Origin of the sequence: uncultured Deefgea sp., assembly GCF_947072475.1 — a bacterium.
GTDB lineage: Bacteria > Pseudomonadota > Gammaproteobacteria > Burkholderiales > Chitinibacteraceae > Deefgea.
In genome coordinates this window covers 28,844-49,253 of the sequence record NZ_CAMTIA010000013.1, presented here as the reverse complement: position 1 = coordinate 49,253, position 20,410 = coordinate 28,844, and the positions used below count along the sequence as shown (strand labels likewise).

At 49.6% G+C, this 20,410-nt stretch carries 18 protein-coding genes; 7 read left to right on the top strand and 11 right to left on the bottom strand.

Annotated features, from left to right (window positions below):
• Positions 1-118 precede the first annotated feature (118 nt).
• On the bottom strand, positions 119-2,755 hold the full coding sequence (locus Q0V82_RS06625) for a DUF1631 family protein (RefSeq protein ID WP_297573880.1): 2,637 nt from the start codon (positions 2,753-2,755) through the stop codon (positions 119-121).
• Positions 2,756-2,936: 181 nt separating this feature from the next.
• Here Q0V82_RS06625 and Q0V82_RS06620 point away from each other — a divergent pair, with 181 nt between their 5' ends.
• The 3 genes from Q0V82_RS06620 (at position 2,937) to Q0V82_RS06610 (ending at position 5,830) form a co-directional block, all read left to right on the top strand.
• Entirely contained in the window at positions 2,937-4,769 is a 1,833-nt protein-coding gene (locus Q0V82_RS06620; protein ID WP_297573878.1) for an ABC transporter ATP-binding protein, read from the top strand.
• Between the two features lie 156 nt (positions 4,770-4,925).
• The gene (locus Q0V82_RS06615; RefSeq protein WP_297573876.1) at positions 4,926-5,201 is read left to right on the top strand and encodes an antibiotic biosynthesis monooxygenase; all 276 of its coding nucleotides are present in this window, start codon (positions 4,926-4,928) and stop codon (positions 5,199-5,201) included.
• A gap of 65 nt (positions 5,202-5,266) precedes the next feature.
• Positions 5,267-5,830, top strand: a complete 564-nt coding sequence (locus Q0V82_RS06610) for a DUF4442 domain-containing protein (RefSeq protein WP_297573873.1) — start codon at positions 5,267-5,269, stop codon at positions 5,828-5,830.
• 60 nt (positions 5,831-5,890) lie between these two features.
• Here Q0V82_RS06610 and Q0V82_RS06605 read toward each other — a convergent pair whose 3' ends face one another.
• Together Q0V82_RS06605 and Q0V82_RS06600 are read right to left on the bottom strand one after the other, a co-directional pair.
• The gene (locus Q0V82_RS06605) at positions 5,891-6,325 is read right to left on the bottom strand and encodes an ion channel (RefSeq protein WP_297573871.1); all 435 of its coding nucleotides are present in this window, start codon (positions 6,323-6,325) and stop codon (positions 5,891-5,893) included.
• 493 nt (positions 6,326-6,818) lie between these two features.
• Positions 6,819-7,823 carry a YeiH family protein gene (locus tag Q0V82_RS06600; protein WP_297573869.1) on the bottom strand — a complete coding sequence of 335 codons (1,005 nt, stop codon included), beginning with the start codon at positions 7,821-7,823 and terminating at the stop codon, positions 6,819-6,821.
• Between the two features lie 117 nt (positions 7,824-7,940).
• Here Q0V82_RS06600 and Q0V82_RS06595 point away from each other — a divergent pair, with 117 nt between their 5' ends.
• The 3 genes from Q0V82_RS06595 (at position 7,941) to Q0V82_RS06585 (ending at position 11,457) form a co-directional block, all read left to right on the top strand.
• Positions 7,941-8,849, top strand: a complete 909-nt coding sequence (locus Q0V82_RS06595) for a LysR family transcriptional regulator (RefSeq protein WP_297573867.1) — start codon at positions 7,941-7,943, stop codon at positions 8,847-8,849.
• An 81-nt stretch (positions 8,850-8,930) separates the two neighbouring features.
• The gene (locus Q0V82_RS06590; protein WP_297573865.1) at positions 8,931-10,610 is read left to right on the top strand and encodes a DUF2813 domain-containing protein; all 1,680 of its coding nucleotides are present in this window, start codon (positions 8,931-8,933) and stop codon (positions 10,608-10,610) included.
• An 85-nt stretch (positions 10,611-10,695) separates the two neighbouring features.
• Positions 10,696-11,457, top strand: coding sequence for a molybdopterin-binding protein (locus tag Q0V82_RS06585; RefSeq protein ID WP_297573862.1), 762 nt, complete (start codon positions 10,696-10,698; stop codon positions 11,455-11,457).
• A 43-nt stretch (positions 11,458-11,500) separates the two neighbouring features.
• Here the strand turns inward: Q0V82_RS06585 and Q0V82_RS06580 are convergent, their stop codons facing one another.
• On the bottom strand, positions 11,501-11,731 hold the full coding sequence (locus tag Q0V82_RS06580; protein WP_297573860.1) for a DUF2789 domain-containing protein: 231 nt from the start codon (positions 11,729-11,731) through the stop codon (positions 11,501-11,503).
• Between the two features lie 222 nt (positions 11,732-11,953).
• Here Q0V82_RS06580 and Q0V82_RS06575 point away from each other — a divergent pair, with 222 nt between their 5' ends.
• The gene (locus Q0V82_RS06575) at positions 11,954-13,726 is read left to right on the top strand and encodes a glycoside hydrolase family 18 protein (RefSeq protein ID WP_297573858.1); all 1,773 of its coding nucleotides are present in this window, start codon (positions 11,954-11,956) and stop codon (positions 13,724-13,726) included.
• Positions 13,727-13,872: 146 nt separating this feature from the next.
• Here Q0V82_RS06575 and Q0V82_RS06570 read toward each other — a convergent pair whose 3' ends face one another.
• From Q0V82_RS06570 to lpxB, 7 genes are all read right to left on the bottom strand, one after another.
• Positions 13,873-14,649: an RNA methyltransferase gene (locus Q0V82_RS06570; RefSeq protein WP_297573855.1), complete on the bottom strand. Its 777-nt coding sequence runs from the start codon at positions 14,647-14,649 to the stop codon at positions 13,873-13,875.
• A 5-nt stretch (positions 14,650-14,654) separates the two neighbouring features.
• Positions 14,655-16,052 carry a hypothetical protein gene (locus Q0V82_RS06565; protein WP_297573853.1) on the bottom strand — a complete coding sequence of 466 codons (1,398 nt, stop codon included), beginning with the start codon at positions 16,050-16,052 and terminating at the stop codon, positions 14,655-14,657.
• Positions 16,040-16,729, bottom strand: a complete 690-nt coding sequence (locus tag Q0V82_RS06560) for a class I SAM-dependent methyltransferase (RefSeq protein ID WP_297573851.1) — start codon at positions 16,727-16,729, stop codon at positions 16,040-16,042. The genes Q0V82_RS06565 and Q0V82_RS06560 overlap by 13 nt, the downstream gene beginning before the upstream one ends.
• 37 nt (positions 16,730-16,766) lie before the next feature.
• Entirely contained in the window at positions 16,767-17,690 is a 924-nt protein-coding gene (gene motB / locus Q0V82_RS06555; protein ID WP_297573849.1) for a flagellar motor protein MotB, read from the bottom strand.
• 25 nt (positions 17,691-17,715) lie between these two features.
• Entirely contained in the window at positions 17,716-18,576 is an 861-nt protein-coding gene (motA, locus tag Q0V82_RS06550; RefSeq protein ID WP_297573847.1) for a flagellar motor stator protein MotA, read from the bottom strand.
• Positions 18,577-18,652: 76 nt separating this feature from the next.
• Positions 18,653-19,228, bottom strand: a complete 576-nt coding sequence (rnhB, locus tag Q0V82_RS06545; protein WP_297573844.1) for a ribonuclease HII — start codon at positions 19,226-19,228, stop codon at positions 18,653-18,655.
• Entirely contained in the window at positions 19,222-20,406 is a 1,185-nt protein-coding gene (gene lpxB / locus Q0V82_RS06540; protein ID WP_297573842.1) for a lipid-A-disaccharide synthase, read from the bottom strand. The genes rnhB and lpxB overlap by 7 nt, the downstream gene beginning before the upstream one ends.
• Between the last annotated feature and the right edge of the window lie 4 nt (positions 20,407-20,410).

The window sequence follows — 20,410 nt, the reverse complement described above, 5'->3', positions numbered from 1 at the left end:
TCGGCACGGCACGGCACGGCACGGCACGCTGCGCCCAAATCAAGACCAGCACCAGCGAGACGCTGTTTTAGACTATTGTCCAACCCATGCTTGGGCTTGGGCTTGGGCTTGGGCTTGGTTAGGCCATCGCCATGCTCGGCAATGCAGTTTCGGCGCTGGCCACTTGCTCGGCCGAGGCCAATAATTCGTTCATTGCCCGATCAAATAAAGGCGCTTGCTCTAAAAAGCGCACGCGATCACGGGCAAACAAACGGCGAAACGCCCGCAAGCTCAATACTGCCGGCGCGTCTTGGTCGGGCCAAGTCAACACAATCGCATCGGGATGATTGGCTTGCCAGCTCAATTGCGCAATACGCGCGCTGCCATCAAAATTAATCTCCACCGCCACGCCATTACTTAAACACGCCGTAAAATCCTCGTCTTCGCTATCGATGTCCACTGCGGTTGGCGGCCCTAATTCCGACTCAATCAATTGATCAATTAAATTGAGATTGATTTCTAAAGCATCGATTTCGGCCTGAATAAACAGCGGATTTAACGCCAGCACCACCTCATTCTCTGTGGCCTCAGTGGTATGCACCGCGTCCAAAAATGGCGCAAAAGCCTCATGCATCACCGATAGCGGTGGCGGCACGGCGCTCAGCACTTGACTGGCACCTGAACGCATCGCCAAACGATGCGCATCCACCAAATGCAGGTTTAATTCTTGCAATTGCTCGGCAGTCCAATTAAGCGTTAACACCCCTTCGCGCAAGGTAGTAATCATGGTTGGGATCAAACCCAATAAAATCTTGCATTCATCGCGATCGACTTTAGGCGCTAAGCTCCAAATCAAATCGGGCACCAATAAGCGATACTGTATGGCTTTATGCGGCGCTTCGCGCCCGGCCAATTCAATCACCCGCGCCCAAGTGCTCACCAAAAAATCATATAAATACGGCTCGATGGTATAGGGCGATAAAGCGTCGGAAATCATCGCGGTAATTCGCGCAAAATGTAATGTGCGCTGTTTGGCAGAATCTAAAACTTGCGTGGCGCTACTGGCCATTTTTTCGCAATGGGCTAATTCATTGGCCACCCATGCATCCAGCGCATCGAGCATGTGTACAAACAAGGCCAAATCTTCACTTTCATCGGCCAAAATAATCGCCACAATGCGGCAAATCTCGGTATTGACTCGGGAGGCGCTTTCGCTATTTTGCTGCATACCCAGAGAAATCGAACCAATACGGTTGACCAGCATGCGCGCTGGATGGGTTTTTCTGGCAAAAAGATTTGGATCTTGCAGCGCAATTTTTAATACCAAAAACTGCAAACGCCCAAGCTGCGCCCGAACTTCGGCCGGTACTTTATCGTCACGCAAAATAAATTCAAACAGCATGGCAACCACATCAATGGTCATCGCCTCATTGACGTCGCTGGTGCTAGCACCCAATTGTTGCCGCTGCTCTAAAATCAAATTACGCAATTGGCCGTCGCCACGCCACATGGCGTCGGCCGTTGGCGTGGCGACGGCAATCAAACTTTGCAGTGATTGGCTCAGCGGCGCACTCACCGAACGTAGTTCCAGCGATGCAGCGTCATCCCACACCGGGCTTTGCCCCTGCGCGCCTTGCTGCAGGCTGTGGCCACTAAAAAACTGCTGAATGCTTCGACCGACTTGGCCAATATGACTCAGCCATGAAGGTGCCCGCACTATGCTGGCACGGGCCTCGGCACTGGACGCCGGCGCTGCCGCCAAGTCCATCGAGTCAGAGCCGCCATAGCCGCCATAGCCCATACCCGCCATCTCATTGGGCGCACTCGCTGGCGCAGCACCTGGCGATAAAGCCTGCGAAGCAGACGGTCTAGATTGCACAAAATCCAAAAATTGATCTTCTGAGCGTGCGCTCCAAGGCGCTGCGCCTACCGAACCTGCTGATGAAGCTGCTGGTGAAGTTGCTGATGAAGCCGCCGATGAACGACTGGGTGCCGCTACACGCTGCGGCTCACGGCCTCCCGATGCGGGTGCGCTGTGTTGCGCTTCGGGGGTGAATGCCGAGGGTGATGCATCGGGCAGATCCAGCGAATTGCCCGCAGCGATTGCCGCTGGCTCACTTTGCTTTCTGACCTTTAATTGCAATTGCGCTGCAATCCCATGCTGGGCCAGCAGTTGATTTAAAGCCGCATACAGCGGCGCGACGTGCGGGCACATTGACGTGGTGAGTTGCGCCAACAGCACGGGGATTAATTCATTGTCGCTCCCCGTTTCGGCCACCGTTTCTTCTAAAGCACTGGCAAAACTGCGCGAAATAATATAGGTGCGAAATGGATTTTCTCGCTCTTTAATCACGTCTTGCTCTAGCAACAAAGCAATTCGAATATTTAAATCGCGAATGGCTTCTTCGGCCTCTTGCCGAAAACGCAGGGTAATTTGATCAATATGTAATTCTTCTTCAAACGACGCCGACTCCACCAAAGACAAAGTGGCATTGAGTCCCTCGGTAAACGACGGTCGAAAATGGCTATACGCCGTTTGAAAGCTGCGATGCAATAATTGCTCAACCTGACGTGATAATTGCTGCTCAAGCAATTGGTCATGACTCATAATCAATTGCCGTGCCGCCAACAAACGCCGCTGCTCCAGCATTGAACTGGCTCGATCGGCCTGATTAAATAATTGCCCAATCGAATGGGCCAGCACCATCGGCACTCTTTGATTAAATTGAGCCAAAAACACCGAGCGCGTCGCAATGAGTAAATCATTTCTATCCATCTGGCACACCCTCACCCATCATCAAATTAAATCGGCCTAGCCGAAATTGCATTGCACTGAGTTGAGCAACAGCATTCAACTCAACAGCATAAAAACCGGATGATAACTGACAATAGCCCACGCTGCTTGCGTCAGATTCGGTACAATCTATTAATCCGAATGGCAGCAAGGCTAACTCTCAGTGTTTCGACTTTTTGAAAATATAGTTCACCCCTACCCAGAACAGCAAAACAAAACCTTACCCCATGATTTCAAATCATTTATATGGCGCTGTACAAAAGGGCTACGCCCACTGATTTTTAGCATGATGCTCTGCACCGCCATCATTGGTTCTTTTGAAGCGATTTTGTATAGCTTGCTCGGGCATATTGTTGACTGGCTGGCCCATGTCGAACCGAGTCAACTCTGGGCGCAAGAGCAGTTTCGACTGAGCCTGATTGCGGGCGTGTTATTACTCAGCCCGCTGGTGGTTGGCCTGCAAACTTTACTAAAACATCAAGCCTTAGCCGGCAATTTCCCGATGTTGCTGCGCTGGAACTTTCACCGGCAAATGCTCAGTCAAAGCATGCGTTTTTATCAGGATGAATTTGCTGGGCGCGTTTCGGCCAAAGTCATGCAAACCGCGTTAGCGGTGCGTGAAACGGTGTTTATCGTCACTGACATCATGGTGTTTGTGGCGATTTATTTTTTCACCATGCTGGCTGTCGCTGGCAGCTTTGATCTGTGGTTATTAGTGCCGCTGCTGTCGTGGATGTTGCTGTATATTGGCGCGATGTTTTATTTTGTTCCGCGTCTGGGTAAGGCAGCGCAAAACCAAGCTGACGCTCGCTCACTGATGACCGGCCGCATTACCGATGCCTATACCAATATTGCCACGGTGAAGCTGTTTTCGCACGGTCGCCGCGAAGCAGCATTTGCCCGCAGCGCGATGCAAGAATTTATGCACACCGTGCATGGCCAAATGCGTTTAGTCAGTTGTTTTGAGGTGGTCAATCACACCTTAAGCGTGTGCTTGATTATCGCTAGCGCCGGTACTGCTTTGTATTTATGGAGCCATGGTCAGGTAAGCGCAGGCGCGGTGGCGGCCTCATTGGCGATGGCGCTGCGTTTAAACGGCATGTCGCAATGGATTATGTGGGAAATCGCCGCACTATTTGAGCATATTGGCACCGTACAAGACGGCATCAACACCTTGACCACGCCGCACGAAGTCAATGACGAACCCGACGCTACGCAACTGACTGTATCACGCGGCGAAATCCAATTTGCCCACGTTGATTTTGGCTACGAAGCAGATCGCTTACTACTCAAGCAGCTGTCGCTACAAATTCGCGCTGGCGAAAAAATCGGCTTAGTCGGTCGCTCCGGCGCAGGCAAATCGACGATTGTGAACCTATTACTGCGCTTTTACGACCTTCAGTCTGGGCACATTACGATTGACGGCCAAAACATCGCCAAGGTAGCGCAAGACAGCTTACGCGCGCACATTGGCATGGTGACGCAAGACACGTCGCTGTTACATCGCTCGGTGCGCGAAAACATCTTATACGGCCGCCCCAATGCCACGGATGAGGAAATGATTGCCGCCGCCAAACGCGCCGAAGCGCATGAATTTATTCTGAACTTAAGCGATCCTGCCGGGCGCACCGGCTACGACGCGCATGTGGGCGAGCGCGGCGTCAAACTCTCGGGCGGACAACGCCAAAGGATTGCGATTGCCCGCGTAATGCTCAAAGACGCGCCGATTTTATTGCTCGACGAAGCCACCAGCGCGCTCGACTCTGAAGTTGAGGCGGCGATTCAAACCAGCTTATACCGCCTAATGGAAGGTAAAACCGTGGTGGCGATTGCCCATCGCTTATCCACCATTGCGGCGATGGATCGCTTGATCGTACTCGACCAAGGGCGAATTGTTGAGCAAGGCGACCATCAAAGCTTGCTAGAACAAGGTGGCCTGTATGCGCGGCTGTGGTCACATCAAAGCGGTGGGTTTTTAGGCGAAGAAGCCGATTAAACTTGCATCGTCAGTGGCACATCACGTTCTGAATATGACGTATCACTGACGATTTCCCTGATTAACACTTCAAGGCAATAACGGCACCATGACAACTGAAAACCAGCACCCCAGCTACGCCAATACGCCAATACGCCAAAACCACCTTACTACGCAGTGATTTTCACTTCAATACGTACTGAGGATGAGCAAGGCTACGCTGAAATGGCTGAAAAAATGCTGGCCTTAGCACAAGACCAACCGGGGTTTTTAGGGGTTGAGTCTGCCCGAGCTGCCATTGGCATCACGGTGTCGTACTGGGCTGATTTAGCGTCAATCCAAAACTGGAAAGCCCATAGCGAGCATCAACTGGCACAAAAATCAGGACGCGCTCAGTGGTATGGCCAGTACAAAACCCGCATCGCCAAAGTTGAGCGTGATTATGCGTTTTAATCTGCGACCAACGCGCGGCATGATGGCTTAACTCGTTTAACTCAATAACAAACCGATGGATGACTATGTCGCCCCTAGTAAAAAAACTCGCCTTTGCCATCCTTGCTCGGCCGCGCCTTGCGGCTGCGCTCTTAAAAATCGGTTTTAACTACTACCCTGCGATCCGCCGCACCGGTTGCAAAGTCAGCCAAATCAGCGCTGATGTTCGACAAATCACCGTCAAATTGCCGCTCAACTGGAAAACGCGCAACCTCAATGGCAGCCTGTTTGGCGGCAGTATGTTTGCCGCCACCGACCCTTTTTATATGAGCATGCTGTATTTTAATTTGGGCGAAGAGTATGTGGTTTGGGATAAAGGCGGCACCATCCGCTTTAAACGCCCAGCGCTTAGCACGCTGACGGCCGAATTTCGACTGGATGCAGCAGAACTGACTGAAATCCATCAATTACTCGCCATCACCCCAGAAATCACCCGCACCTATGCCGTGGAAATGGTGAACGCCAAGGGCGACGTCTGCGCCGAAGTCGACCGCGTATTGTATATCGCGCACAAATCGGCTTACGACGCCAAACAACTGGAACGCCGCCAGCGACTAGCGCAAGAGGCCAGTGGCGAACAAACAATTTAACTGCATGGGTATTGAGCTGCATCCATTTATTAATAATGTCTACAGCTATATACCCATGGATTATGTTGATGTTTGCTTAGCCAATGCATTGGCATTTAACTTGCCGCGAATACCAAACAAATACGATGCGGATAAGCCAAACATCACCATGCCCACGCAAGATTCAAAGGCACCGCTTAAGCGGCCAATGGGCCCGGCAGGGCCTTCGGCATAAAAGCCGACGGTGGAGTAACTAGAAATCGAATAGAAAAACGCATCGCTAAAATTATGCATAGCGCCAATCTCGACGTATACAAAAGCCCACAGAAAGATCGATACCAAATGCACCACCATCAATAAATAGGTCACAATGGCAAATAAAATAGCCTCAACCATGATCGAGCTGGCAAATTGCTGGATTAAGAATTTTTCAACGAAAGTAATTAAAAAAATCCCCAATACATGAATCAATACCGTGGCGACAACCAGTAAAAACCCACAGATCAAATAAATCATCTCTACCCCCAAAAAACGACAAATTACATTCGGCTTTCAATTAGTCTACATGAGACTGCCGCACCTCAGCGACTCTTGCGCTAGGCGCAATGGATTAACTCAACAAACACCCAATAAAAGGCAGTGTTCAGATTTGGTGTTGATGCTGTGCCGCGCTCGTCGAGCTGGGGCTTAAAAACCCGTTTAAGCGCACCGAGTGAGGAGCGAGACAAACAGCCATATCGTTTGGCTCACGACGATCGAGGGCACAGCGGAGCTGGGCGCGCTCGGGTCGCCTTTCTTTCCCCCTCTTTCTTTGGCGAGTCAAAGAAAGAGGGTGCCGCCACTGACTGCGACTGTAAACAACCGTGCCGCAGGCACTTAAAACTATCAACACGTAATCTGAACATTGCCCAAACAAAAAGGGTATTGGCTTATGTGCTTTATATATCAAAGCCCATAGCGCAATACCCTAATAATCAATACTTTTGAGTTAACTCATTTCGTCACAAGACTACCAACGACCGGTCAAATGCTGCACCACCAAGCTGGTGCTGGCGACACTCACCCACACCAATAAACCCAAAGCCACTGGACGCCAGCCAGTTTGACGCATCCGGCCCAAATCTGTCGATAGACCAATCGCTACCAAAGCCATCGTAATCATCACTGGTGCAATAAACTGGGCGGTTTTAATCATCCAATCAGGCAACATACTGCCAAACAAAGAAGCCAATAAGAACCACAAAATAAACCACGGCACGGCTTTCCAGACTGACTCGGTTTCTTCGCTGATGGTTTCTTTACGACGCGTCATGCCAAATAAGAAAGCAAAAATCAGCGTCACCGGAATAATCAACATCGCACGAGTCAGCTTGACAATTGTGGCGTAGTCACCGGCATTGTCACTCCAAGAATACGCGGCGGCGACTACCGACGAAGTGTCATTAATCGCGGTACCGGCCCACATGCCAAAGCCACTATCGCTCATGCCCAGCATATGGCCGATGGCCGGAAACACCAGCACAGCGACAATATTAAATAAGAAAATCGTTGATAAAGCGAACGCCGTATCGTGTTCATCCGGTTTCACCACCGGGGTAATCGCAGCAATCGCCGAGCCGCCACAAATCGCCGTGCCGGTACCGATTAATACACACAGTTTGAGCGGAATTTTTAATACGCGGCCAAAAATGATCGCACTAAGTACCGCTGCGGTAATCGTAGCAAAAGTGATTTCTAACGAGCTCATGCCGGTTTTAATCACGTCGGCAATCGGTAAACTAAAGCCCAAGCCGACAATCGACCACTGCAAGATTTGTTTCGATGAGAACTGAATCCCAGCATTAAATTGCGGTGCAATCGTGGTACGGCTGCGGATGATAATCCCGAGTAAAATCCCAACCACTGCGCCACCCATTAGTGGAAATGCATTGCCGACCAAGGTTGAAATAATGGTTAAGCCCAAAACCACGGCCAAGCCGGGTGCGCAGGATTTAAGTTGATTGATGCAGGTCATAAGTGGATTCCGTGATGTTTTTATTTGCGGACAACGCCACTCTATTCCCCTCCATGCATCATGAAAAACAGGTTTTTCAGGCTATAATCATCGTAAAAACCGATAAGCGAAAATACCATGCTAAAAATCACCCTCAGAGAGCTCGAAGTGTTTGTCGCCATTAGCCAAGCGGGGCAAGTCACTGCGGCAGGCGCGGCATTGGGGCTGTCGCAATCGGCGATGAGTGGCGCGATTGGCGAATTAGAGCGCCGCTTAGGCGTGACCTTGTTTGATCGCATTGGCCGCCGAGTCTCGCTGAATGAACACGGCCGCTATTTATTGCCGCGCGCACTCAATATGCTGCAACAAGCCAATGACTTAGAAACCATTTACCAGCAAGGTGCACCAAGCCGACTTAAAATCGCCGCCAGTTTAACCATCGGTAACTATGTGTTACCTGCGCTACTCGCCCCCTTAATGCAAGTGGCGAACACCCGCTACGAAGTTGAAATCGGCAATTCACCAGCCGTGATGAAAATGCTGCTCGACTGCAAGGCCGATATTGGCCTAATCGAAGCGCCGCTGACCCACAGTAATTTAATGTGTGAGCTCTGGCTTAAAGACGAAATGGTTATTTTTTGCCATCCTGATCATCCCTTAGCAGGCAGCACGCCCAAGCCAACTGAACTCGCGCAATGCGCGTGGATTTTGCGCGAACCGGGCTCTGGCGTTCGGCAAAGCTTAGAAACCATGCTCTTGCCGCATCTGGGGGCCATCAATGTGGTGCTTGAATTAGGCAGTGGCGAGGCGATTCGAGAGGCGATTCGACTTAATATGGGCATTAGTTGCGGCTCGCGCCGCGCAATTAGGCGCGAATTGGCGGCGGGTACTTTTGCCACTATTAACTTAAAAAACCACGCTTTGGAGCGCCGATTTTTTATTGTGTGGCATGCCGAAAAACAACTCACCGCTGGCGCGGAGCGCTTACGCTTGGCGTGCCATCAATGGTTTGACCAAGAACAAGAGGCCGCTGCACACGCCACCTGATGCAAGCTGACGAACATTGACAAGTGCATGTTATGATCACAGCCATCAACGTGACGCCCTTTCTTGACTCGGTAATCGACAATGCAACTGGCTCGGCTTCAAATCACCAATTTTCGCGGCATTAGTCAAATTGACTTAGCATTGAATGCCAGCGCCACCGCGCTGTTTGGCGAAAACAACTGGGGAAAAACCAGCCTGATTAGCGCGCTCTGCCGTTGCCTCTCTAGCCCCGTCCCGATTAGCACTTTATTTACGCACGATGATTTTCATCGCATCGCCAATTCACGCGCCAGCATTGCGCGGCGGCTGCATATTACCTTGTTTTTTCAAGCCCACACGATGCCCGAGCACTGGCATGCCCTGTCATGGCGGGATGCCAACGGCAACGCCACATTGGCGCTGCGCTTTGCGGCTGAGCGCTTTGGCCACACCGAGATTCGCGCTCGGCGCAGCTTTATGGCTGCCGATGGCAACGAAATTGAGCACCCCAACAGCGATGCGCTCGCCACAGAGATCATTGAGTTGCATCCCGTACTCCGTTTTCGCGATATGCAACTCACTGATTGGCTAACGCATCCGCGCTTAGCCAGCCAAGCGCACGATGACGACCCGCTGCTACCGGCCAGCGCCGCAGTGCGCGCCGTATTTGAGCGAATTTTAACGCTACCGCATCAACTGCACCCACAAGAGTTGTCCGCTGGTTTGGCCGCAATGCAAGCTTTGTTTCACGAACAAGCGCATTTATTGCAAGGCAAAGAGCCGCCACAACGGCTGGCCGAACAAATCGCCGCCGCGCCGCTTAATTTTCGTGACGACGACACTTTAATTGACATCGCCAATCGTTCTGGCTCGAGCTCGCGCCGCGTTACCTTGCTGATTTTGCTCGGTGCGCTATTGGCCGCGCGCGGAGAAAATCCGCTGCATGCCGACGCCGAGCCGATTTTGGTGATGGAAGACCCCGAAACGCATCTACACCCGATTCAATTGGCGATGATTTGGGGTTTGATCGAGCAACTCACCTTACAAAAAATCATCACCACCAATAATGGCGACTTACTTGGCAGCTTTGCCCAGCACGCACTGCGCCGCTTAGTACGGCGCAGCAACCACGTTCACGTGTATCAATTGGCCGATCAGGCGCTATCGCTGTCCGACGCCAGAAAAGTCGCTTTTCATATTCGCAGCAATCGCGCCAGCAGCATGTTTGCCCGCGTTTGGCTGTTAGTTGAAGGTGAAACTGAGTTTTGGTTACTGCCAGAACTCGCGCGAATTTGCGGGGTTAATTTCCCACTCGAAGGCATCCGCTGCGTTGAATTTGCCCAAGCGGGCTTAGCGCCGTTGATTAAATTTGCCGACCATTTGGGGATTCATTGGCATGTGATTTGCGATGGCGACGACGCTGGCATGAAATACCAAAAACGCGCCCGCAGCCTGCTGGGGAGTCGCCCAGAAGATCAACACATCACCATGCTCGATTGCCGCGACATCGAGCATTTTTTGTGGGATAACGGCTTTGCCGACACCTACCGCCAAGCTGCCGCACCGCGCGGCGAAATGAATCACTATTACCGCACTGCACTGGCTCAGCAGCCGCCACTCAGCGACGAAGACACCATCAGCCGCGCCCTACGCCATCACTCAAAGCCGGGCATGGCGCTCGAAATCGCCGAAGCCGCCGAAATCCAAGGCCGCCAAGCCATACCGGCTGTTTTTCAAAACATGTTTCAAATCCTACAAACTTTAAGCGAAGAAAGCAGCTAATCACAATGTATATCCATGCAGCGCACAGAATACAAAAGCCACATGGATATACCCATCAGATAAATACTTTTATGGATACGACACAATGGCGCAATTTACTGTATTGATTATTGGTGATGAGATTTTAAGCGGTCGGCGAGTCGATCAGCACTTTGCGGCGATTTTGCAGCGACTGCAGGCGCGCGGTCATACTTTAAGTAGCGTGCATTATTTGCCGGATGATCCGGCGACGTTGATCGCCCACTTCAAACGCACCTTGGCCGAACAGCGCCATGTGATTAGCTGCGGCGGTATTGGCGCTACGCCCGATGACCATACGCGCGCGGCATTGGCCAGCGCGCTCAACGTGCCATTGCTACCCCAACCGCAAGCAGCTGCGCTGATTGAACAACGCTTTGGCGCAGATGCGTATCCGCATCGAATTAAAATGGCGCAGTTCCCACAAGGCGCAAGCATCATCCCCAACCCAGTCAACCAAGTCGCTGGCGCGGCGATTGCTCAGCATTATTTGCTACCGGGTTTCCCAACGATGGCTTGGCCGATGGTGGAATGGCTACTCGATCAGTACTACACCGCAGGCACCGTGGCCACTCGCCGCAGCTTGACCGTACTCAACGCCAAAGAAGGTGATTTGATTGACTTGATGCAAGCCGTTGTCGATCAATGGCCGCAACTGACTTTTTCTAGCTTACCTAGTTTTGGCAATCAGCATTGCCAGCAAGCGCATATCGAATTTAGCGTCCAAGGCGATGCGCACGACAGCCAAGCGGCGATTGATTTTTTACAGCAACAACTGAGCCAACTGGGCTATTTATTTCTAGAGGCCGCCGATACACCGAGCGAATAATGCTCAGCGTGATAAACGAGCCGCCAAATCAATTGCAGAGCGATTAATGGCTCAGCAAATTGGCCAGCACATCAATCGACTCGGCCCATTCTGCATCTTGCTCTAAGGCCTCACGTAAAAAAGCAGCTTGGCTGGCGCTCCAAAACGAAGCTTGCGCGATAGGCACGCTTCGAGGCAAATGCTGCGCAGCTAAAAACTGCTCAATTTCTTGCGGCGCATTGGGCAAACCCAATTGCGCAAACAACACCGCCAAGGTATGTGTATTGGTATCCATCGCTCATTTCCACCGAATAAAAGTTCAAAATCAAATAAAGCTTCAGCTCTTGTTGTAGTTCATTTTCAGTAGCTACAAATCAAACACCGTGGCATATAAATTGGTATGTCACTCCCCCTTTACAGTAAGCTAAGCTCAAGAATCTGTTGACGTTTTCTTTTCCGACTGTAAAACAAACGTCAACAGACCTTAGCTTTTTTTGCCTTACTGAGGGGAATAATAATGAGAAAAAAACTATTACCATTACTACTCGTTACCGCGTTTGCCCACGCCGAAACGCCGGTGATGGAAGACCACTTCAACCAAGATTTAAGCCAATGGATTGGCCTAGGCGGAGAGGAAACCTCGCCAATATACACCTCGATTGAGCCAGACCCACTCAATGCCGAAAACAAAGCCGCGCGCTTTAATAAACCGGTGAATATCGGCGATATTTTTAGCCGTAAGCAGTTTCCAGCTGGCCAATACAAAATTGTTTTTGATTATTTAGGTTTGTGCGGCAGCAATTGCGGCGCAACGCTCGGACTAGATGAAGGCAAACCGGGTCGCAAAGAGCAATGGATTGCCAGTACCGCCAATGGTTTTCCCAATCGCCTGAAAGACACCAAAAAATGGGAACATTATGAAATCGAATTTAAGGCTAAATTTGATTTCCATCTGAAGTGGGAGCAATGGGATTCAGCCAAAGGTGAAGGCAAAGACGCTTTTATTGACAACCTCAAACTCATTCGCCTTGATGCCGACAATACTGCAGCCAGTACTACCAGCGCAGTCAAAGCAAATACTAGCGGCGTTACCGGGCCAAGCAGCCCGCAGTCGGTGATGTATTTCACCTCTTGGGGTAAACACAGCAGCGATTTTAACGTTAAAAATCTAGAAACCAGCGGTGCCGCCGGCAAAATCACCGTGCTGGAATACGCCTTTGGTAATGTGAAAAACAATCGCTGTGTGGTGGGCGTTGATCAAGCCGGCGAAGGCTCGGCGGGCGATGATTACTGGCTACCATTAGCGGCAGATAAAACGCTCAATGGCTTAGAAGATAAAGGCGACAAAGGCTTATACGGCCATTGGAACCAGCTCAAGCAATTAAAGAAAAAATACCCAAATTTAAAAGTGGTGATCAGTTTAGGTGGCTGGACGTGGTCGAAACACTTTTCAGATGCGGCGCTACCCGCCAATCGAGCAGCATTTGTTAAGTCTTGCGTTGATGCCTACATCAAAGGCAATGTGCCAGATCAAACCGGCAAAGTGGTTCCCGGCCTTGCCGCAGGGGTTTTCGATGGCTTTGATATCGACTGGGAATACCCTGGTTCAGCCGGCAACGAGGGCAATATCGTTCGCGAAGAAGACACCCCCAACTATACCGCGCTGCTCGCTGAGTTCCGTAAGCAAATTGATGCGGTTCAACCTGGCCTGCTACTGACGATTGCCACACCTGCGGCCAGCTCTAAATCAGAAAAAATCGAGCTAGAGAAAGTCATTCCATCATTAAACTGGATCAACCTCATGACGTATGACTTTACTGGCCCTTGGTCTGCCACCACCGGACATCACGCCACCTTGATTGGTGGCGCAAAAGATCGAGTGTCTGTCGACAGCACCGTTGATGAATACCTCAGCCGCGGCGTACCCGCCAACAAAATCGTGTTGGGCGTGCCATTTTATGGCTATGGCTGGACCGTGAATAGTTTAGAAAACAACGGTCTGTATCAACCCGTAATCGCCAAAGCGAAAGGTCCACTCGAAGCGGGCTCTGCACCTTATTCCTACTTAAAAACCTTACCCGGAACGGTGCATCGCGATGAAAAAACGCGTGCAGTATGGAAAGTCAATGGTAAAGACGTTTGGGCGTATGACGACGTGCAATTATTAAAAGAAAAAATTGCTTACGTGAAAAAGAAAAAACTCGGTGGCATTATGGCGTGGGAATTGTCGCAAGACAGTGCCGAGGCTGAATTAGTCGACACCATTTACCAAGGGCTGATTAAAAAATAAGCCGGCGTTTTTTAGTTAAACCACCGGTTTGACTGGCTCCAATACGGCGGTACAACGTTAAGCACGCTGTGCCGCCGCGTTTCATGCAGAGTACGATCCACTAGCATAGCATTCGTACATGATTCAGATCAGCGCGATTGACCTGACTAGCGGACCCGATTCTGGCGTTTAATTTCATACAAACAAATCGCTGCTGCATGGCCAACATTAAGCGATTCAATCCCCGCTTGCATTGGAATTTTAATTCTAAGCGTAGCGAGATCGGCCAACGCATCGGTCACGCCGGCCCCTTCCGAGCCTAAAACCAAAGCCAAATCACCTTGTAGTGGCGCATCATATAAATCAGCGGCGCCATCGAGCAAAGTCGCGGCAATAGGGCCTTTAAACTGGCTGGCAAGCTGGCAAAGATCGGCATTTTCAATCATCGGCAAGGCCAATTGCGCCCCCATACCCGCCCTGAGTACCTTTGGCGACCAGACATCGGCGCAGGCACTAGAGAGCCATACCTGCTCAACACCTGCAGCTTGTGCGGTACGTAAAATCGCCCCAACATTGCCCGGGTCTTGTACGCCATCCAGCAATAACACCCAACCAGTATGCTGCGCCTGCGGTGCGCTAGGGATGCCGACCAAGGTCAAAACCCCGGTCGCGCTGGGCAGCTCGGTCAGTTGGCTAAATAGCGCATTGGCCAAACAAAGCACGCTACACGCACTGCGTGCCAACAAGCTTTGCACTTCTGCGCGCTGATAGCCTGCTTCAGAAACAATGATTTTTTCAATCGCATGCCCAGCATCAAGCCATGCGGCCAATAAGTGAGCGCCATCTAACAGCGTTTGCTGGGTTTTATTGCGCTCACGCCGATTTTGCGAAAGCTTTAAGGCGTGCTTGAAATGACTGTTTTGCGACGAAGTAATAATTTCCATTGGTTTCACACTGAGGAGCGGCGCGCATTATGCGCTAAGGCCTTGCTCGCTAAAATACATATTTGTTTAAAGTGCGTGTAATGAAATTCGTTCACCACGCCCTCTAAACCTGAATCGGCATAAATCAAGCCCACCGGCTGCGTACCGACAAAAATCGACATGGCACAAAAGCTTTTCGCGCCGATTTGCTCGACCAACTCAGCCGGTAAATGCGGTGCAAACTGGGCGTAATTATCTGCATTGAGCCAAAAGCTCTGCGGCTTTTGTAATAACTTGGTAAAAACATGCTGTTTTTCTAAAGCAATCCGCAAAGTATGCAAAGGATCGCTCGGCGCAACCCCTTGTACATAGCGCGCGCGCAATGCGTTTTCGGCGGCCATCAATAAAGTAAATGCAATCCGCTGCAGGCCTAAACCATCGGCCAAAGCCCGTACCGCCAAAGCCATCACTTGATTGGTCGGCACGCCCTGCACGGCTGCCAAATGCAAAGCTTGCATTCTTTCGGCCAGAATATCTTTGCTTGGCACCGCAGCCACGCTCTCTGTGGATTTTGCCGCATTCACTGGCGCAGGCCAATCACCTGGCAGCATCACTAGATATCGGGCCGGTGAATACAACTGTGTGCTTTTACCCTCTTTGCGCGCAAAAGCCAGCAACTGCGCGGTCAGCACATGCCAAACTTGTTCCAAAGAAAAATTCAATACCCCTGCGATGGTGACTAAACGCTGCTGAATCTCGTCTTGCCACCAGCCACGCTCAAGCTGTCGAGACAAGGGCACTACGGCATGCTGCAACACACTGCGCGTCGCCGGCTCAGCATCTACACGGATCAAATCAAGAATCGGCGGCGGCATTTGCCATAGCTGCAATAAAGACAACACATCGAAAGAAGCTGCGGGTGCTTGTTCATCCAAATGCGGCGCAATCAAGGCCAAGGATTCGCATAAATTGGCTAATATAGCGGCAGCTTGAATTTCACCGAGCTTGGCATCAAAGCGTTTATTGGCAAAAATTGTCGCCAAGCGTCGCGCCAAACGGGCTTCGAAAATCCGCTTTAATAGTTGACCATATTCGGCCTGATGTGCAGGCAGCATCACCGCCTCTACCGTTTGCGCGCGAGAAAAACGGTCTAAAAATGGTGTTACCCCAATGAGTAAAATCGCAGCTTCAATCGCCACCACATCCGCTGACATTGTGCTTTTTTGCCGTTGATTCATCATCCGGAGCACTTGCGCTGTCAGCAAAGGATCACGTGCGACGATTTCAGCGACCTCGCTGGGTCGAATCAAATCCGCGCGGCGGATCATTCCCATGAGTTGATTGCGTGATTCTTGCAAAATAGGAATGGCGCGCCGTTCCCAAAATTGCAGCCACGCAGGACTTGCAGATTTTACATTCGCCATAGGAAAAGCTTACCGTCTTTCCAATCATTTAAATCGATCATTTGATCCGCAGGAATTTCTGGAACCACAAAAGTATTACTAATAAACAAAGTACCCGGGCGCATTTGTTGTACGGCTTGCTGCCATAAATCGGGCATCGCCGCTGAGGACAAAAAAGCATAGACACACTCAAAAGCGCCTAAATCGATATTTTTGTAGTCCACATTGAGCCATGCGACCTTAGTAGGCAAACGCATTTTGCCAAGCAACCAAGGCCCTTTTGCATACTCCACACCACATAAGCTTAAATCGGCTCGATGCTGAGCCAAATAATTCAAAACAGTGCCAGTACCTGCGCCAATATCTAAGAAATTGGCCTGCGCTGGCACGATAGCCTGCAACTGCAGCAAAGCGGCGCGGTTACTTAAATACAAAGGCACGCGTGAAATCATCACTCGGCCAAAAATAAACCAGCACAACAACAAGGCTAGCAAATACCAATACGATTGAATGTCAAATTGAGAACAAACAATCAACAGCGGTAAAAAGCATAAATGCATCCATTTCCACCAGAAACGGTCATGCAAGACATACGCAGCGATAAACGCCGCCAATGGAATAACCATCGTCGCGGCCAAAGGACTAAAAAAATGACTGAGCGGGACCAGTAATAGCAAAGAGGTCAGTGTAATTAACAAAAAAATAGCACTTTGCGGCCAATTTCTGACTGACATCCTATTGCGCAGGTTTTTGTATTGGATTGACAAAGCCTTCTTGCCCTGCCGCAGTCGGCTCAGCGGCGTCTTCATTTTTACCGGCTTGACGACGAATATCGGTTTCTGCATCGCGATTGAGCACCACAATACTAATTCGGCGATTGACTGGGTTATAGACATTGCCTTTATCCAGTGGAATGACATCGCCAAACCCATTCACTCGCAACACTTTTTCTGGATCTAAGCCACCAATAATTAACTCGCGACGCGATGAATTTGCCCGCTCTGACGACAATTCCCAATTGGTAAAACCTGCTGCGCCACCAGCAAATTGCGTACCGTCGGTGTGACCGGCTAAAGAAACCGTATTGGGCACTTCATTGAGTAATTGCGCGATTTCTTGCAAGACGCCATGCGCGTACTCTTCAAGCTCGGAGCTGCCTGATTTAAACATCGGCCGATTTTGTTCGTCAACAATCTGAATGCGCAAGCCTTCCGCAACCATATCCAATTTAATTTGGTTTTTATACTGCCCTAAATTGGTGTTTTGTTTCATTTTGTCGTTCATTAAAGCTTCAAATTTTTGCTTTAATTCACTGAGTCTTTTTTTATCTTTTGCCGCCTCGGCTTGCGCCGGCGGGTCACCTTTCTTCACTTGCCCCGCTTGCTGGGTAATGTCATTACCACCGCCTTGAATCAAGGAATCCGCATCCCCCGATCCAGAGCCCCCAGCATTGGCGACTTTTAACGGGTTATTAAAATAATCAGAAATGCCTTTTAAATTGCCTTTAGAGACCGAGCCTAATAGCCACATCAATAAAAAAAACGCCATCATGGCCGTCACAAAGTCGGCATAGGCAATTTTCCATGCCCCACCATGATGGCCGCCGCCGCCTTTTTTGATTTTTTTTACAACAATGGGGCGCTGAGAGTCATCGCTCATTATTTATCAACCCTTAAAGACTGCATTATTTAGATTTAGCGTTTTTTACAAATTCTTCTAATTCTTTAAACGAAGGGCGCTCAGTTGAATCTAATGCTTTACGCCCAAATTCAACGGCAACTTGCGGTGCATAGCCATTCAAGCTAGCAATTAATGTCACTTTAATGGTTAAGAACACTTGATGCCCTTCGGCCATTTTAGTTTCTAATACATTGGCTAGTGGCCCAACAAAACCATAAGCCAACCAAATCCCCATAAAGGTACCGACCAATGCTGCACCAATTAATTTACCCAATTCAGACGGTGGCAAATGCAAAGACCCCATTACATGCACCACCCCCATCACTGCAGCAACAATACCAAACGCGGGCAAACCATCGCCTAATTTGGCCATCATCCCGGCCGCCACATGGGCTTCGTTATGATGCGCTTCAATTTCGATATCCATTAGATTTTCGATTTCAAATGCATTTAAATTGCCGCCCACCATTAAGCGCAAATAGTCGCAAATAAAATCGGTGACATGATGATCGTGCGCAATTTTGGGGTATTTAGAAAAAATCGGACTGGCATGCGGATCTTCAACATCGCCTTCAATCGACATCAAACCTTCTTTGCGTACTTTGGCGAGCAATTCAAAAAGACAAGCAAATAAATCCATATAAAATGCTTTATTAAATGGCGTTCCTTTGAAAATCGTCGGCAAAGCTTTAGTGAATAATTTCAGCCCTTTCGCGCTTGAGCCCGCAATCATCCCGCCAATGGCACCACCGAAAATAATAATAATTTCCGACGGTTGCCAAAACACTGCCAAATGACCACCATGCCAGACATATGCCCCCAAAATACAGACGCACATAAAAATGTAGCCAATAATGACAAACATAAGCCAGCTTCCTAGTTAGCGGTCATAATAAATTACTTCAATACATCATAGAAGTTACAGCAGATCACGACAACGTTTAAAATAGCTGACGTTGCGCGTATGCAGCTCGAACGGGTGCGAATGAGATACGGTGTTCAGAAATAGGGCCAAATTGAGCCAGTGCTGCCAAATGTTTTGCCGTTCCATAGCCCTTATGCTGGGCAAAACCGTATTGCGGATATAGCAAATCCAAAGCATACGCTTCGGCATCTCGGCTCACTTTGGCCAAAATGGAAGCGGCGGAGATACACGCTTCGCTTGCATCACCTTTAATAATCGCCCGACTGGGCATCATGAAAACAGGTGATCGATTACCATCAACCAAGACTTCACTTGGCGTAATAGACAAAGCACTTACCGCACGCTGCATAGCGAGCAAGGTCGCTTGTAAAATATTAATCTCATCTACCTCTGCCGCAGTTGCACTGGCTACCGCCCACGCAATGGCTTGTTCTTTAATACAAATAGCTAAACGATCACGTTGCTTTTCTGACAGTTTTTTTGAGTCAGTCAGGCCTTTAATCGTATGCGTATTGGGCAGTATGACCGCCCCCGCAAAGACCGACCCCACCAATGGGCCACGCCCAGCTTCATCCACCCCACAAATCAGCATGCCGATACACTTTTAGGTAATAACAGCGCCACAGCTGCCGCTGCCCGAGCGGCAGCATTGCATTGCAAAGTTTGATGCTGCAAAGTAAAAACCGCTGCCAATTCACTCGACAAGGTTTTATCGAGTAAATAATTATTTAATGCCTGTGCTAAATTATCGGGCTCGGCTTCGTCTTGCAAAAATTCAGGAACAATAAAACGGCCCGCAATAATATTGGGCAAACTGACATAGGGCAATAAAAACTTTCTTTTAACTATTTTATAAGTTAACGGGCTGATTTTATACGCCACCACCACCGGTTTTTTCGCCAGCATAGCTTCTAATGCCGCCGTGCCTGACGCCAATAAAATAGCATCCGACGCAATCATCGCTTCATGTGAATGGCCAAACATTAAACGCCAATCAAGTAACTGCGCATTTTGTAGCCAAATTTCACTTTCAAATATTTGCCGCGTTTCGCGCGTAATAAACGGCACTAAAAAAACCATATCCGTTTGCATTTCAGACAAACGCAATGCGGTTTTTACAAAAATTGCCGCCATCACTTTCACTTCGCGCTGGCGACTACCCGGCAAAACCGCTAATACTTTTTGAGTCGTTCCAATATTGAGTATTTCACGCATCTTTAATTGCTCATCCATTAAAGGCATTAAATCTGCCAAAGGATGACCGACATAAGTAGCGGGAATATTGGCTTGCTGATAAATCGCCTTTTCAAACGGCAAAATAAGTAGCATATGCGATACCGCTTTAGCAATCGCTTTAATTCGCTCTGGACGCCAAGCCCATACCGAAGGGCTCACATAATGTACGGTCTGAATGCCACAGCGTTTTACTTTACGCGCCAATCCAATATTAAAATCCGGGGCATCGATCGTAATTAACAAATCGGGCCGTTCATTTTTAATCGAACGAACTAAACGTCGGCGCAATTTCAGTAGGTTTGGTAAATGTCGAATCACCTCAACAATCCCACCTACAGATAATGTTTCCATTGGTTCTATCGTTTTGGCACCCGCCGCCAACATTTTAGGCCCCGCAACGCCAGAAAATTGTGCCGTTGGAAAAAGATGAAGTAATGCTTGAATTAAAGCCGCGCCTAATAAATCACCAGAAGCTTCTCCAGCAACAATTGCGATACGCGGCCCTTTCGCTGCGGTAAACAGTTGATCGTTCATAAGT

Excerpts from the sequence above, each read along its gene's own strand:
- Q0V82_RS06585 (WP_297573862.1), top strand. The coding sequence starts at position 10,696 with ATGGCGCAATTTACTGTATTGATTATTGGTGATGAGATTTTAAGCGGT.
- Q0V82_RS06605 (WP_297573871.1), bottom strand. The coding sequence starts at position 6,325 with ATGATTTATTTGATCTGTGGGTTTTTACTGGTTGTCGCCACGGTATTG.
- Q0V82_RS06595 (WP_297573867.1), top strand. The coding sequence starts at position 7,941 with ATGCTAAAAATCACCCTCAGAGAGCTCGAAGTGTTTGTCGCCATTAGC.
- Q0V82_RS06575 (WP_297573858.1), top strand. The coding sequence starts at position 11,954 with ATGAGAAAAAAACTATTACCATTACTACTCGTTACCGCGTTTGCCCAC.
- motA (WP_297573847.1), bottom strand. The coding sequence starts at position 18,576 with ATGTTTGTCATTATTGGCTACATTTTTATGTGCGTCTGTATTTTGGGG.
- Q0V82_RS06565 (WP_297573853.1), bottom strand. The coding sequence starts at position 16,052 with ATGGCGAATGTAAAATCTGCAAGTCCTGCGTGGCTGCAATTTTGGGAA.
- lpxB (WP_297573842.1), bottom strand. The coding sequence starts at position 20,406 with ATGAACGATCAACTGTTTACCGCAGCGAAAGGGCCGCGTATCGCAATT.
- Q0V82_RS06625 (WP_297573880.1), bottom strand. The coding sequence starts at position 2,755 with ATGGATAGAAATGATTTACTCATTGCGACGCGCTCGGTGTTTTTGGCT.
- motB (WP_297573849.1), bottom strand. The coding sequence starts at position 17,690 with ATGAGCGATGACTCTCAGCGCCCCATTGTTGTAAAAAAAATCAAAAAA.
- Q0V82_RS06610 (WP_297573873.1), top strand. The coding sequence starts at position 5,267 with ATGTCGCCCCTAGTAAAAAAACTCGCCTTTGCCATCCTTGCTCGGCCG.
- Q0V82_RS06570 (WP_297573855.1), bottom strand. The coding sequence starts at position 14,649 with ATGGAAATTATTACTTCGTCGCAAAACAGTCATTTCAAGCACGCCTTA.
- Q0V82_RS06580 (WP_297573860.1), bottom strand. The coding sequence starts at position 11,731 with ATGGATACCAATACACATACCTTGGCGGTGTTGTTTGCGCAATTGGGT.
- Q0V82_RS06600 (WP_297573869.1), bottom strand. The coding sequence starts at position 7,823 with ATGACCTGCATCAATCAACTTAAATCCTGCGCACCCGGCTTGGCCGTG.
- rnhB (WP_297573844.1), bottom strand. The coding sequence starts at position 19,228 with ATGCTGATTTGTGGGGTGGATGAAGCTGGGCGTGGCCCATTGGTGGGG.
- Q0V82_RS06590 (WP_297573865.1), top strand. The coding sequence starts at position 8,931 with ATGCAACTGGCTCGGCTTCAAATCACCAATTTTCGCGGCATTAGTCAA.